16 protein-coding genes are annotated in these 12,120 nt (G+C 71.3%); 12 read left to right on the top strand and 4 right to left on the bottom strand.

Going from position 1 to position 12,120, the window contains the following annotated elements; translation table 11 throughout:
* Positions 1-164 precede the first annotated feature (164 nt).
* The 11 genes from HUT19_RS38770 (at position 165) to HUT19_RS38730 (ending at position 8,153) form a co-directional block, all read left to right on the top strand.
* Positions 165-1,241 carry an AI-2E family transporter gene (locus HUT19_RS38770; RefSeq protein ID WP_254886027.1) on the top strand — a complete coding sequence of 359 codons (1,077 nt, stop codon included), beginning with the start codon at positions 165-167 and terminating at the stop codon, positions 1,239-1,241.
* Positions 1,242-1,418: 177 nt separating this feature from the next.
* Positions 1,419-2,204 (top strand): metallophosphoesterase, encoded by a 786-nt coding sequence (locus tag HUT19_RS38765; RefSeq protein ID WP_217712398.1) that lies wholly within the window; start codon positions 1,419-1,421, stop codon positions 2,202-2,204.
* Between the two features lie 36 nt (positions 2,205-2,240).
* Positions 2,241-2,690, top strand: a complete 450-nt coding sequence (locus HUT19_RS38760; RefSeq protein WP_176185676.1) for an Rrf2 family transcriptional regulator — start codon at positions 2,241-2,243, stop codon at positions 2,688-2,690.
* Positions 2,691-2,764: 74 nt separating this feature from the next.
* Positions 2,765-3,970: a globin domain-containing protein gene (locus tag HUT19_RS38755; RefSeq protein WP_176185674.1), complete on the top strand. Its 1,206-nt coding sequence runs from the start codon at positions 2,765-2,767 to the stop codon at positions 3,968-3,970.
* Between the two features lie 160 nt (positions 3,971-4,130).
* Positions 4,131-4,292: a hypothetical protein gene (locus HUT19_RS43680; RefSeq protein ID WP_254886026.1), complete on the top strand. Its 162-nt coding sequence runs from the start codon at positions 4,131-4,133 to the stop codon at positions 4,290-4,292.
* A complete protein-coding gene (locus HUT19_RS43675; protein WP_254886025.1) occupies positions 4,289-4,564 on the top strand; it encodes a class I SAM-dependent methyltransferase in 276 nt (91 codons plus the stop codon). The genes HUT19_RS43680 and HUT19_RS43675 overlap by 4 nt, the downstream gene beginning before the upstream one ends.
* Positions 4,539-4,949, top strand: a complete 411-nt coding sequence (locus HUT19_RS43670; RefSeq protein WP_254886024.1) for a hypothetical protein — start codon at positions 4,539-4,541, stop codon at positions 4,947-4,949. The genes HUT19_RS43675 and HUT19_RS43670 overlap by 26 nt, the downstream gene beginning before the upstream one ends.
* Positions 4,950-5,128: 179 nt before the next feature.
* Positions 5,129-6,406 carry a sensor histidine kinase gene (locus HUT19_RS38745; RefSeq protein ID WP_176185672.1) on the top strand — a complete coding sequence of 426 codons (1,278 nt, stop codon included), beginning with the start codon at positions 5,129-5,131 and terminating at the stop codon, positions 6,404-6,406.
* On the top strand, positions 6,403-7,104 hold the full coding sequence (locus HUT19_RS38740) for a response regulator transcription factor (protein WP_176185670.1): 702 nt from the start codon (positions 6,403-6,405) through the stop codon (positions 7,102-7,104). The genes HUT19_RS38745 and HUT19_RS38740 overlap by 4 nt, the downstream gene beginning before the upstream one ends.
* Before the next feature lie 58 nt (positions 7,105-7,162).
* Positions 7,163-7,642 (top strand): Appr-1-p processing protein, encoded by a 480-nt coding sequence (locus tag HUT19_RS38735; protein ID WP_176185668.1) that lies wholly within the window; start codon positions 7,163-7,165, stop codon positions 7,640-7,642.
* Positions 7,643-7,679: 37 nt separating this feature from the next.
* Positions 7,680-8,153: a nuclear transport factor 2 family protein gene (locus HUT19_RS38730; RefSeq protein ID WP_176185666.1), complete on the top strand. Its 474-nt coding sequence runs from the start codon at positions 7,680-7,682 to the stop codon at positions 8,151-8,153.
* 29 nt (positions 8,154-8,182) lie between these two features.
* Here HUT19_RS38730 and HUT19_RS38725 read toward each other — a convergent pair whose 3' ends face one another.
* The 3 genes from HUT19_RS38725 to HUT19_RS38715 all read right to left on the bottom strand — a co-directional run bounded on the left by HUT19_RS38725 (position 8,183) and on the right by HUT19_RS38715 (position 10,230).
* Entirely contained in the window at positions 8,183-8,362 is a 180-nt protein-coding gene (locus HUT19_RS38725; RefSeq protein WP_176185664.1) for a hypothetical protein, read from the bottom strand.
* A gap of 96 nt (positions 8,363-8,458) precedes the next feature.
* On the bottom strand, positions 8,459-9,649 hold the full coding sequence (locus tag HUT19_RS38720) for a hypothetical protein (RefSeq protein ID WP_176185662.1): 1,191 nt from the start codon (positions 9,647-9,649) through the stop codon (positions 8,459-8,461).
* Positions 9,650-9,657: 8 nt separating this feature from the next.
* On the bottom strand, positions 9,658-10,230 hold the full coding sequence (locus HUT19_RS38715; protein ID WP_176185660.1) for a hypothetical protein: 573 nt from the start codon (positions 10,228-10,230) through the stop codon (positions 9,658-9,660).
* 203 nt (positions 10,231-10,433) lie between these two features.
* Between HUT19_RS38715 and HUT19_RS38710 the strand changes: the two genes are divergently transcribed.
* Positions 10,434-11,006, top strand: coding sequence for a YceI family protein (locus HUT19_RS38710; protein ID WP_176185658.1), 573 nt, complete (start codon positions 10,434-10,436; stop codon positions 11,004-11,006).
* A 12-nt stretch (positions 11,007-11,018) separates the two neighbouring features.
* On the opposite strand, the gene HUT19_RS38705 is transcribed toward HUT19_RS38710, so the two are convergent.
* Complete coding sequence (locus tag HUT19_RS38705) at positions 11,019-12,092, bottom strand: PHP domain-containing protein (protein ID WP_176185656.1); 1,074 nt, start codon at positions 12,090-12,092, stop codon at positions 11,019-11,021.
* Positions 12,093-12,120 lie beyond the last annotated feature (28 nt).

Raw genomic sequence — 12,120 nt, 5'->3', positions numbered from 1 at the left:
CGGAGCGGGGCGCGGCGACGGCCGGCGGGAAGCACATGGGGGCGAACGGGAGTACGCCGCGGCGCGCACGTCGTCCGCGCGGGGCAGCCGGTGGCCGTCCGCGCCGTGCCTCACGGGCCGCGGCAGCCCGCACCCGCTCCGGATCCGCGGCGGTCCCGGCCGCTGTGCGCGGGGCGGGCGGGGCGGACGGGGAAGGTGCCCTCGTCCATCCCGGACTGCGGCTGGCCGCGGCGTACGCATGGCGGATCCTTGCCGTCGGAGTGGCCGTCTACCTGGCGTTCACGGTGCTGGGGCAGTTCGAACTCGTCGCGGTGGCGGTGTTTCTCGCCCTGGTGGCCACGGCGCTGCTGCGCCCGCTGACCGATCTGCTGGCGCGGGTGGTGCCCCGGCCACTGGCTGTGGCACTCGCGGTGTTCGGCAGTCTGTTCCTGGTGCTCGGACTGCTGGCGCTGGTGGGAAACGCGGCGGCCGGTGAGGCGAGCAGGCTGGTGGGTGAGTTCCGCGGCGGAATCGGCCGGATCGAACGCTGGCTGGAGGGGCCCCCGTTCCATGCCCGGCGCGGCACCCTGGCGGGACTGCACGACAGGATCAACTCCTTCGTCTCCCGGAACCGCGGGGCCCTGATCAGCAGGGCGCTCAGCGGTGCGGGCCGCGCGGTGGAGGCGCTCACCGCTGCGGTTCTGGCACTGTTCTGCTCGATCTTCTTCGTCCACTCCGGCGACCGGATGTGGCGGTGGTTCCGCGGACAGCTCCCGGAGGCCGCACGGTCGCCGTGGGACCGGGCGGGGCAGGCGGCCTGGAGCACGTTCGCCGGATACACCCGGGGCATCATCCTGGTGGCGGCCAGCAACGCCACCCTGGTGGGCGTCGCGCTGTTCCTGCTGCGGGTGCCACTGGCCCTGCCGCTGACACTGCTGGTCTTCTTCGCCACCTTCATCCCGCTGATCGGGTCGCCGATCGCGCTGGCGGTGGCCACGGTGGTGGCGCTGGCGGGGCGGGGTCCGGTGATCGCGGCGGTCGTGCTGGCGCTCATCGTGATCGTGGGGCAGTTCGAAGGGCATGTCCTGCATCCACTGGTGATGAGCTGGGCAGTCCGGCTGCATCCGGTGGTGGTCGCCATCTCGGTCATCGCCGGGAGCATCGTCGCGGGGGTGATCGGGGCGGTGGTGGCCGTACCCATGGTGTCCGTCGCCTGGTCGGTGACGCGCGCGCTGCGCGACTCTCCGCCGGAGGGCGTCTGACAGACGGCCCAAGGGACACCCACCCCTATCTGACGGGGTTCCAGACGGACGGGAGCGGGCTGGAGGCAGGCGGGACGGGACGGCGGACGGCCCCGGCGGGCGCATAGGGTGGCGCCGACCGGTCCTCCGCGCGACCCCGCGGCCGGGGACGGCCCCGTCGTCAGGAGGTTTGTGGTGTTGGTGTTCGCTCAGATCAGTGATGTGCACCTCGGGCAGGACCGCGGGTACGGAGGGGCGAGGGCGGCCGAGCGCACCCGCCGGGTGATGGCGTACCTCAACGGTCTCCCCGGGCGGCTCGACGCCATCCTGGCGACGGGTGACATCGCCGACCACGGCACCGAGGAGGAGTACCGGGAGGCGGCCGCGATCCTCACCTCACCGCTGCCGGTCCTGACCTGCCCGGGCAACCACGACGAGCGGGCGGCCTACCGGCGCCACTTCCTCGGCGAGGACAGCTCGGGTGCGGACGCCACCACCCCGGTGAACCGGGCGCACCGGCTCCCCGGGGCCACCTTCCTGATGTGCGACTCCTCGGTCCCCGGACGCGGCGAAGGGCTGCTGGACGATGTCACGCTCGCGTGGCTCGACGGCGAACTGGCGGACTCTCCGCAGGATGTCCCGGCTTTCGTCGCGTTCCACCACCCGCCGCTTCCGCTGCACATCCCCTCTGTGGATGCCATCCGGCAGTTCCAGGCCGAGCGCCTGGAGAAGGTGCTGGACCGGTACGACCACGTTGTCGCGCTGCTGTGCGGCCATGCGCACACCGCCGCGACCACCACCTTCGCCGGACTTCCGCTGCTGGCCGCGCCGGGGGTGGTCTCCACCCTCACCCTGCCCGGCGAGAGCGGGAGCCAGGACGATCCCCTCAACTACGACCTGCCGCCGATGGTCGCGTTCCATGTACTCGACGACACCAACCGGGTGACCACCCACTTCCGGACCGTTCCGGCCGGCGCCAGTTAAGTTGCATCTCAGATTCGTATTATCTAAGCTGCCGCCATGCGGCTGACGAAGTCCACGGATCTGGCCCTCCGGGCGATCATGCGCCTCGCGGTGACCGGCGACGAACCGTGCACCGCGCGGCGGGTCGCCGAGGAGATGCAGGTGCCGTACAGCCATCTGGCCAAAGTGGCCGCCCGGCTCCAGCACCTCGGGCTCATCGAGTCACGGCGGGGGCGCGGCGGCGGGCTGGCGCTCACCGAGACCGGGCGCACCGCCTCAATCGGCCAGCTCGTCCGGGAACTCGAGGGGGTTGGCGATGTCGTCGACTGCGAGGGGGATACCCCCTGTCCGCTGCGGCAGGGGTGCCGGCTGCGCATGGCGCTGCGCCGGGCGCAGGAGGCGTTCTACGCCACACTCGATCCGCTGACGGTCAACGATCTGGTCGCCTCCCCCACCGGCCCGGTGCTGCTGGGACTGGTGGGACGCCGCCCCGGCCTGTCCGCCTGACATCAGGGACCCCGCCATGACGGACTTCTTCACACCGTTAAATACGAATCTCACATACCACTTAGGAGCCTCCTATGCTCTCCCCGAAGTCGGCTGAGACCGTCCGCGCCACGCTGCCCGCCGTCGGCGAGGCGATCGGCACCATCACCGACCTCTTCTACCGGAGGATGTTCGAGGCCCACCCCGAGCTGCTGCGGCATCTGTTCAACCGGGGCAACCAGGCCGCGGGGACACAGCGCCAGGCCCTGGCGGGGGCCTTCGCCGCGTTCGCCACCACCCTGGTGGCACAGCCCGAAGTCCGCCCCGACGCGCTGCTGGAACGGATCGCGCACAAGCACGCCTCGCTCGGGGTGTCACCCGCGCAGTATGCGATCGTGCACCGCCATCTGTCCGCCGCCATCGCGGAGGTGCTCGGCGACGCGGTCACCGCGGACGTGGCCGCCGCCTGGGACGAGGTCTACTGGCTGATGGCCAACGCCCTCATCGAGATCGAACGACGGCTGTACGCACAGCAGGGCACGCTGGCCGGAGGCACCTGGCGCCCGTGGACGGTGGTGGCACGGGTCCAGGAGACACCGGAGGTGGTCACCTTCCGGATCCGGCCCGCGGACGACCGCCCGGCCCCGGTGTTCCGGGCCGGACAATATGTGTCCGTCCAGGTCGAACTGGCCGACGGAGCACGGCAGATACGCCAGTACAGCCTGACCAACGCACCCGGTTCGACGGTGCGCTCCTTCGCCGTCAAGCGGGTGCACGAGGGGCAGGGACCGGTGGGCGAGGTCTCCGGCCATCTGCACGACCAGGTCCGGGTGGGCGACGTGATCAGCGTCTCGGCTCCGTACGGCGACGTCGTGCTCGACACCACGCACAGGGACACCCCGCTGCTGCTGGTCTCGGCGGGCATCGGATGCACCCCGATGGTCGCCATGCTGGAGGACCTGGTGGACCGGGGGCACCAGGGCCCGGTGACCGTCGTCCACGCCGACCGCTCCGCCGCCCGCCACGCGCTGCGCGTCGATCAGGAACGGCTGGTCACCAAACTGGCCCAGGGCGATGCCCACTTCTGGTACGAGCGACCGGAGGGCGACTGGCCGGAGGCGCGTACCGGCCTGGTGGACCTGTCCGGCGTCACGGTCCCCGAGGACGCGCAGGTCTATCTGTGCGGACCGCTGCCCTTCATGCGGGCCGTACGCGCCCAGTTGCTGGAGCGGGGCGTACGGCCCTCCGCCGTCCACTACGAGGTGTTCGGCCCCGATCTCTGGCTGGCCACGCAGGACTGACGGTCCACCACGGGCTCCGGAGATGGCGGGAAGTACTCGAACGGCCCAGGACTCGGTCGCCTTCCCCAGGGAAGACATGGAACTGTACGCACACGGACGCGGACACTCCGTGCCCGATTTCGCGCAGGGCCGCCGGTACCCCCACATCGACCGAGGAACCATGGATCAGGAAAAGATCACGCTCAGCGGCACTCAGGAGACCATGCTCGCCACGCTCTACGCCAGGGCGGTGGACAGCCGCTCACCGGACACCGTCCTGGGCGACACCGCCCCCAGGCGGCGGTGGAGCGCGTCGCGTACGACTTCGGCAAAACGGGGATGACGCCCACGACGGCGGTGGGCGTGGCACTGCGGGCCAAACAGCTCGACGACTGGACCACCGAGTTCCTGGCGGAGCATCAGAAGGCCACCGTGCTGCATCTGGCCTGCGGCCTGGACACCCGGGTCCAGCGGCTCGATCCCCCGTCGTCGGTGCACTGGGATCGACGTCGACTTCCCGGACGTCGTCGAGCCGCGCCGACGGCCGCTCACGGAGCCGTCGGGCGGCTACGAGAGGGTCGCCTCCTCGGTGACCGACGAGGCGTGGCTGCGTGAGGTGCCCGACGACCGTCCGACCGTGGCGGTCTTCGAGGGCCTGACGATGTATCTGACCGAGGAGGAGGGCAAGCGGCTGATCCAGCGGATCACCGGCCGCTTCCCCAGCGGGCAGCTGCTCTTCGACTGCTGCGGCTCGCTGGGCATCCGGCTCCAGAAGTGTGTTCCGGCGGTGCGCAACGCGGGGGCGACGCTCCACTGGGGGCTGGACGACCCGTATGAACTCGAGAGCTGGCACGACGGGCTGACCTGCCTGGACACCGTGCGCAGCGTGGACATACCGGGGCTGGAGAAGATGCCCGCGTCGGGGCGGATGAGTATGAAGGTGATGGCCCATCTGCCCGGCTTCCGGGCCATGGGCCGCATTCTGCGCTACCGCTTCTAGTCATGTCCGTCCGGCGCCGGGTTGCTCCGGCGCCGCACGGCGGCCCAGCAGGAGGCCCGAGCGGGCCGGAGACGGAGCGCGCGTCCCGCGCTGGCGAATCCGTGTCGCTCGAAACAGCGGGATGAACCGGCTCTTTGGAGGGAGGCGCGCCGAACTGGCCTGCGGCTACTGTGCGGGCCATGCACACGTTGATCCGTCCGCTGTTCACCGCGGCGACCTATCGGGGCTGGGCTCATACGCTGCTCGGAGCGGCCTTGAGCGTACCGCCGCTGACGGCCGCCGTACTGTCGGCGCCGCCCCGGTGGGCACTTCCGGCGCGTATCGCGGGCTTCAGCCTCGCGCTGATAATCGTGATCACGGCCCTGGGCGCACCACGCGCCGCACGCCGCGGCTGTGTCCGGCTGGCCAAGGGGCTGCTGGGCACCGGACTTCCGCTCCCGGCCGCCGAGTCACCGCGCTCCCGGTGGATCAACCGGCTGCGTACCGCGGCATGGCTGGTGGCGCATATGGCGGTAGGGGTAGCGGTGATCACGCTGACGGGGATGCTGGTCTTCGGTGCCGTGGCGTTCCCGGCGGTGTGGTGGGGCGGTGGTGGCGAGATCGCCGTCTTCGGGGAACGGGTCACCGTACCGGCGGGCGGTGAGGGGCTGTGGACGCCGCTGGTCTCCGTGGGGTGCCTGCTGCTCGCGGGCTCCATGACCGCGGTCGGTACGGCCGCGCTGCGGCTGCTGGCCCCGGTCTTCCTGGACCACCGGCCCGCCGAGCGGCTGGCCGCGGCCGAGGAGCGGATGCGGCTTCTGGACGAACGGAACCGGCTGGCCCAGGAGTTGCACGACTCCATCGGGCACACACTCACGGCGTCCACCATCCAGGCCGCGGTGGCCGGGGAACTGCTGGAGCGCGATCCGGCCGCGGCGCGGCGGGCGCTCACCAGCATCGAGGAGACCTCGCGGGCGGCGATGGACGACCTGGACCATGTGCTCGGCGCGCTCCGCGACGAGCGGGCGCCGAAGGCGCCGCAGCGCACCCTAGCCGATCTCGACGCCCTCGCGGAGTCGGTGCGGCAGGCGGGCGCCGAACTGCGGATGGAGACCGGTGGCGATCTGGACCGGGTACCGGCGGCGGTGTCCCGGGAGGCGTACCGGATCGCCCGGGAGGGCCTGACCAACGCGTTGCGGCACGGCGAGAAGACGGGGATCGGGCTGCGGATCGACGTGCGCGGCGGACGGCTGGAGGTGGAGCTCGTCAATCGGGTCCGCCGTGGGTGCGGCGGCCCGGTGACACGAGGGGAGGGACGGTCCGGTCAGGGGCTGACGGGGATCGCCGAACGGGTGCGGCTGCTGCGCGGCGAAGTGTCCATGGGCCCGGTGGACCAACTGTCCGGCACTGCCGCGGATGGGTCTGACGGAGCCCGGTGGCGGCTCGTGGCACGGCTGCCGCTGGGGACGGGGCGATGAGCGGGACGGGTGCGGCGCATCCGGTGAACGGGGCCGTGGACACCAGCGCGCACAGCACGGTGAGCGTGCTGGTCGTCGATGACGAGGAGCTCACCCGGACCGGGCTGCGGACGCTGCTGTCGGCCAAGCCCGATCTGACCGTGGTCGGCGAGGCCGCGGACGGCTCCGACGTGCTGCCGCTGGTGGTGGCCTTGCGCCCCGACGTCGTCCTGATGGATGTGCGGATGCCCACCCTCAACGGGATCGAGGCCACCCGCCAGTTGCGGGCCACGCTGTCCGAGCCGCCGAAGGTCATCGTGATCACCACCTTCGAGCACGACGAGTACGTCTACGACGCGCTGGAGGCGGGCGCCGACGGCTTCATCCGCAAACGGGCCCCGTCCCAGCAGATCGCCCACGCCATCCGGCTGGTGACGGCCGGAGACTCGATGCTCTTCCCCGACGCCGTACGCCGCCTGGCCACCGGTCGGCCGGTACGGCCGGAGGCGGTAACGCGGGCGGCCGCGCTCACCCGCCGGGAGACGGAGATCCTCCGGCTGATGGCGCAGGGGCTGTCCAACCAGCAGATCGCGGACGGGCTGACGGTGAGCCTGGAGACGGTCAAGACGCATGTGGGCCATGTGCTGGCCAAGCTGGGCGTCGAGAACCGGACCCAGGCGGTGATCCTGGCCTTCCAGGCGGGGCTGGCCACGCACTGACATGCGAAGGAGCCGCTTGTCGGACGGATGTGTCAGTGGCGGGCCGTACGGTGGAGTCATGGGGGACATCGTGTACGTCCGCGGGGACGCCACCTCACCGCGCGGCAAGGGACAGAAGATCATCGCTCATGTCTGCAACGACCTGGGCGGCTGGGGCAAGGGCTTTGTGCTGGCGGTCTCGCGGCGCTGGCCGGAGCCGGAGTCCGCGTACCGGCGCTGGCACCGGGAGCGCGCGGGCAATGACTTCGGGCTGGGCGCGGTGCAGTTCGTGCGGGTGAGCCCGTATCTGTGCGTGGCGAACATGATCGGTCAGCGGGGATTGCGCCGTGGCAGCAAGGGGGTTCCGGTGCAGTACGAGGCCATCGGGGCCGCCCTGGGCGCGGTGGCGGCCAGGGCCGCCGAGGAGGGTGCCTCGGTCCATATGCCGCGCATCGGCTGCGGTTTGGCGGGTGGCCGCTGGTCGCGTATCGAGCCGCTGATAGCACGGGAGTTGGTGGCCCGAGGGGTGCCGGTGACGGTCTACGACCACGAGGGCTGAGGCGGGGCGCACGGGGACCCTACGATAGGAAAGAATCATGGATACCGGAGATCTCGGCCCGATCGACCGGCTGCTCGCCGAACGGGCCTGTGAGCGCCTGATCATAGATTTTCTGCACCGGCTCGATCTGGGGGATCCGAGTTCGGTGGCCGAGTTGTTCACGGTGGACGGAGTGTGGGAGTGGCCCGCCGGTGACCGCCGGGTGGAAGGGCGTGAGGCGCTGGGGAGGTACTTCGGTTCCCGTCCGGCGGACCGGCTCTCGCGCCGGATGACCTCGAACATCGCGGTCACCGTGGAGTCCGCGACAACGGCCACCGCCACGTCCTGCTTCGCGACGTATCGGGTCGACGGCCATACGGAAGGCATCGTCACGCCCCGGCCCCCCGTGAACGTGGGGCACTATGCGGACACGTTCCGCACGGTGGAGGGCCGTTGGCTGCTCGCCTCCCGGACCACGTTCCTGGCGTTCGGCGGGCCGACCGAGCGGCTGGGGGACACGAAGCGGCGGTAGCCCGCGAACGCGCCGTCGTCCGGCCCGGCTCAGATGTCCTCGGCGACCGCTCCGCAGCGTGCGCAACGGTCGAAGGGGACGGTGTCCTGGATGGCGCCGCATGCGGCGCAGACGCGGTCCAGCCAGCAGGCGGGGTCGCCGCCCTCGGGCTCCGCGGGCGCCCGGCGGCCCTCCGGTTCTTCCCGCCGGCCGCCGCCGGGCTCAGCCATGCCGGTCATCCTCCGCATCCCCTTTCGCCGCGCGTGCGGCCCTCGTCTCCCGCCTGGGCAGGTCTCCTCCCTCGGACGGTACCCCCTGGCCATCGCTTACGACGACGTTCGGTCCAGGACGCCGGTCCACAGCCCGATCGCCGGGACACAGGTGGTGATCGCGAAAACGCAGACGGCGGCGACGGCGCGGGCGTAGGGCACGGGGTGGCCGCCGGTCCACCGGTGGGTGAGGGCGTGCAGCCGGGCGGCCTTCTGCGGAGTGGGGTTCTTGGCCTGCTGACGGGCCAGGAACGTGGCGAGGTGGTCGGCCGACTCGGTGTCGTGGGCCGCCGCCTCGGCGTCCGCCCGCATCTCCATCAGCGTCACCACCAGCCGTCGGGCACGGCTGTTGGCGTAGAGGCCGCCGGTGAGGGCGAGGACGAAGGCCGTCATGGAGACGATGGTCTGGCCGGAGGTCTCCACCGGTGTGACACGGAGGGCCGCCACGGAGTCGAAGCACACGGCCAGCTTCCCCACCGCCGGTACATGGCGCAGATAGCGGCGCCGCATCGGATCGCGGTGGCGCAGATGGGAGATCTCGTGGCGGAGGAGTACCGCCCCGACCGGGCTTCGAAGGAGGGTGCGCCAGCTCTGCGGAATGGTGACGTGGACCGTGGGCCTGCGGACGTTGAGCGAGAAGGCGTGGTAGAGCAAGACACCAGCCACGGCGACGAGGGCCACGGCCGTGACCGCGACGGGGACGATCACGACGTCGTCGTCGACCGGCAGTGTCATCCGGTCGCCCAGCAGGGCGAGGGCGAGTCCGGTGGCGGCGCCGACTGCGCACACGGACTTACGGCGCTGGAATCGGATCCCCCAGTCCTCCATCCGGCCGAGGAAGCCCGGTGAGGGCTGCGGGATGTGCAGCACCTTGAGTCTCGACACCGGGGACCAGGTGGAGACCGCCTGGAGCTGCGCGGTGTCCAGCCCGGCCGCGTGAAAGGTGTCCCGGATGCGTTTCCAGCCCTTCTCCGTCCAGTTGATCTCACTCAGTCCCTCCTCCGCCTCACGGCCGCTGAGGGAGTCCGAACGCCACTCGTTGACCAGCGGGAGGAGGAACAGCGCGGCGAGGGCCACCGCGGCGAGCAGCGCGGTCCCGCCGATCGCGCCGGGCACGCTCAGCGGGTCGTCGCCGGTGACCATCACGCTGGCACCGGTGGCGGGCGCGGCGCACACCGGGCCGAGGAGGATCAGCCAGCACATCCGCTCCGCGCGGCGCAGCCGGTGGACCGGGGACACGGTGGTCATGGCGGGCGCTACCCGGCGTTGTCCCCACCGCCTCCGGATCCGGGTGCGGGTTCGGATTCGGGTGCGGATGCGCCTGTGGGTTCCGCCGCGGAGCGGACGAGCGCTTCCGCCTGGATCCGTACGACGGCCCGTACCGTCTCCGGGTCCACCTCCGGGGGCAGTGGCAGCTCCACCGTCACCCGCTGGGCGAGTGCCACGGTGCCGTCCGCGCCGTCGTCCTCCGCGCCGTCATCGCCCTCCCCGGCATCGCCACCGCGCAGACAGCGTGTGAGGTAGCCGAGGGCGTCCCGCAGCCCGTGCTCGATGGCCATGTCGGTCGCCGTCGACAGCACCTTGAAGGCGATCTGGCCGAGCACCGACAGCCCGATGGTGAGATACACATGGGTGTCGACGGCCGGTGCCCCGCTGGTGTCGTCGAAGAACTCCCCCGCCCCCGGCACCCGCCGACCGGCGCGCAGTTCCTCCGCGAACTCCTCGAAGAGCTCCTGGTGCTCCTCCTCGGCGACGGCGAGCGCGGACGCGTCGACCATCGTGAGGATCCGCTCGATCGTGGTGTCACTGAGCCCCGTCATGTCCGTCATGCATCCCCCCCGGTGCGCCACGCCACGGACGGGCGCGCGCGACATGATGACGGTAGCCCGATCGAAGGAGACGATGTGATGACTTACGGCAAATAGGTGAACTCACCGAGCCTTTCGTGTATGGCCCGCCGGGACGGCCCACCGCGTCTGGCGCATGATCGTTCCAGCGCGGCCGAGAGCGGATCACACGTCAGGAAGCGGATATGGCAGTCACCAGATGGTTCTTCGAGCCCGGTCACACGGGCGCCGAGTTCAAGGCGCGGCACATGATGGTCACGTATGTGCGCGGGCAGTTCAAGAACATCGAGGGGTTCCTCGAGGTGGACCCGGAGAGCCCGGAGAACGCCCGGGTGGCGGCGACCATCGACGCCACCCAGGTGTACACCGGCCAGCCGCAGCGGGACGCGCATCTGCGCAGCGCGGACTTCTTCGACGTCGAGAACCATCCGACGTGGACCTACTCCGGCACCGGTGTCACCCAGCTGAGCGAGACCGAGTTCGATGTCGACGGGGAGCTCACGGTGCGCGGGGTCACCCGCCCCGTGCCGCTGCGGGTGACCTATCTGGGGCAGTGGGACACGCCCTGGTGGGAGGGGGACACGAATCTCGGACCGCGTCGGCGCGCGGGCTTCCTCGCCACCGCCCGGGTCAATCGGCATGACTTCGGGGTGTCCTGGAACGACACGGTGGACCGGGGCGGTGTGGTGGTCAGCGACATGGTCGACCTCACCATCGACATCGAGGCGGTGCTCGACCCCGCGGGTCCGCGCTCCTGAGGTTCCGGAGGGTCAGCTCCCGTCGGCCGTACGGCGGGAGGCGCCCCGGCGCGTGGCCGCGCGACGTGGGGCCTTGCGGGTACGCGTCCACTCCAGGAGCTGTCGCTCGGTCCAGGTGGTGATGATCCGCTCCTTCGGCACCTCGCACTCCGCCGCCCGGGTGCATCCGTTGATCTGCCAGCCGAGCTGACCGGGTGCGTGGGCGTCGGTGTCGATCGAGAAGAACGTCCCCGCCGCGACGGCCTCCCGGAGCAGCCGCCGCGGCGGATCCAGCCGCTCGGGGCGGCAGTTGATCTCCACGGCGGTACCCGACTCGGCACAGGCGCCGAACACCTCGGCCGGGTCGAACACGGACTCCGGGCGTTTGCCGCCGAGCAGCCGCCCGGTGCAGTGGCCCAGCACATCGACATGGGGATCGCGGACCGCTGCCACCATCCGGCGGGTCATCGCGCGGGCGTCCATCCGCAGCTTGGAGTGGACGGAGGCGACGACCACATCCAGCCGGTCCAGCAGCTCCGGCTCCTGGTCGAGGGAGCCGTCCGGAAGGATGTCGACCTCGATACCGGTGAGCAGCCGGAACGGGGCCAGGGCCGCGCGCAGTCCGGCCACCACCTCGAGCTGTGCGCGCAGCCGTTCCGGCGACAGCCCATTGGCCACGGTCAGCCGTGGCGAGTGGTCGGTCAGCACCGCCCAGTCGTGTCCCAGCCGCGCGGCCGTACGGGCCATCAGCTCGATCGGTGAGCCGCCGTCGGACCAGTCGGAGTGCAGATGGCAGTCGCCGCGCAGCGCATCGCGCAGTGCGGCCGCCGCGGGGTCGGGTTCCCGCACGGCCTCGGCCTCGGCTTCGAGACCGGCCAGGTACGTCGGCACCTCGCCGCGCAGCGACTCCCGCACCACTTGCGAGGTCTTGGGGCCGATGCCCTTGAGCGAGGTGAGTGTGCCCGCCTCGGCGCGCCGCCGTACCTCCTCCGGGGACAGCTCGGCCAGGACCGCTTCGGCGGTGCGAAAGGCGCGTACCCGGTAGGTCGGCGCCTGGGCACGCTCCAGGAGGAACGCGATCCGGTCCAAGGCGGTCAGCGGATCCATCGCGCGCCCCTTCCGGCCGTCGCCCGCT

The organism is Streptomyces sp. NA02950 (assembly GCF_013364155.1).
In the GTDB taxonomy this organism is placed as follows: domain Bacteria; phylum Actinomycetota; class Actinomycetes; order Streptomycetales; family Streptomycetaceae; genus Streptomyces.
The sequence above is the reverse complement of the archived record's forward strand: the minus strand, read 5'-3'. Positions and strand labels throughout refer to the sequence as shown.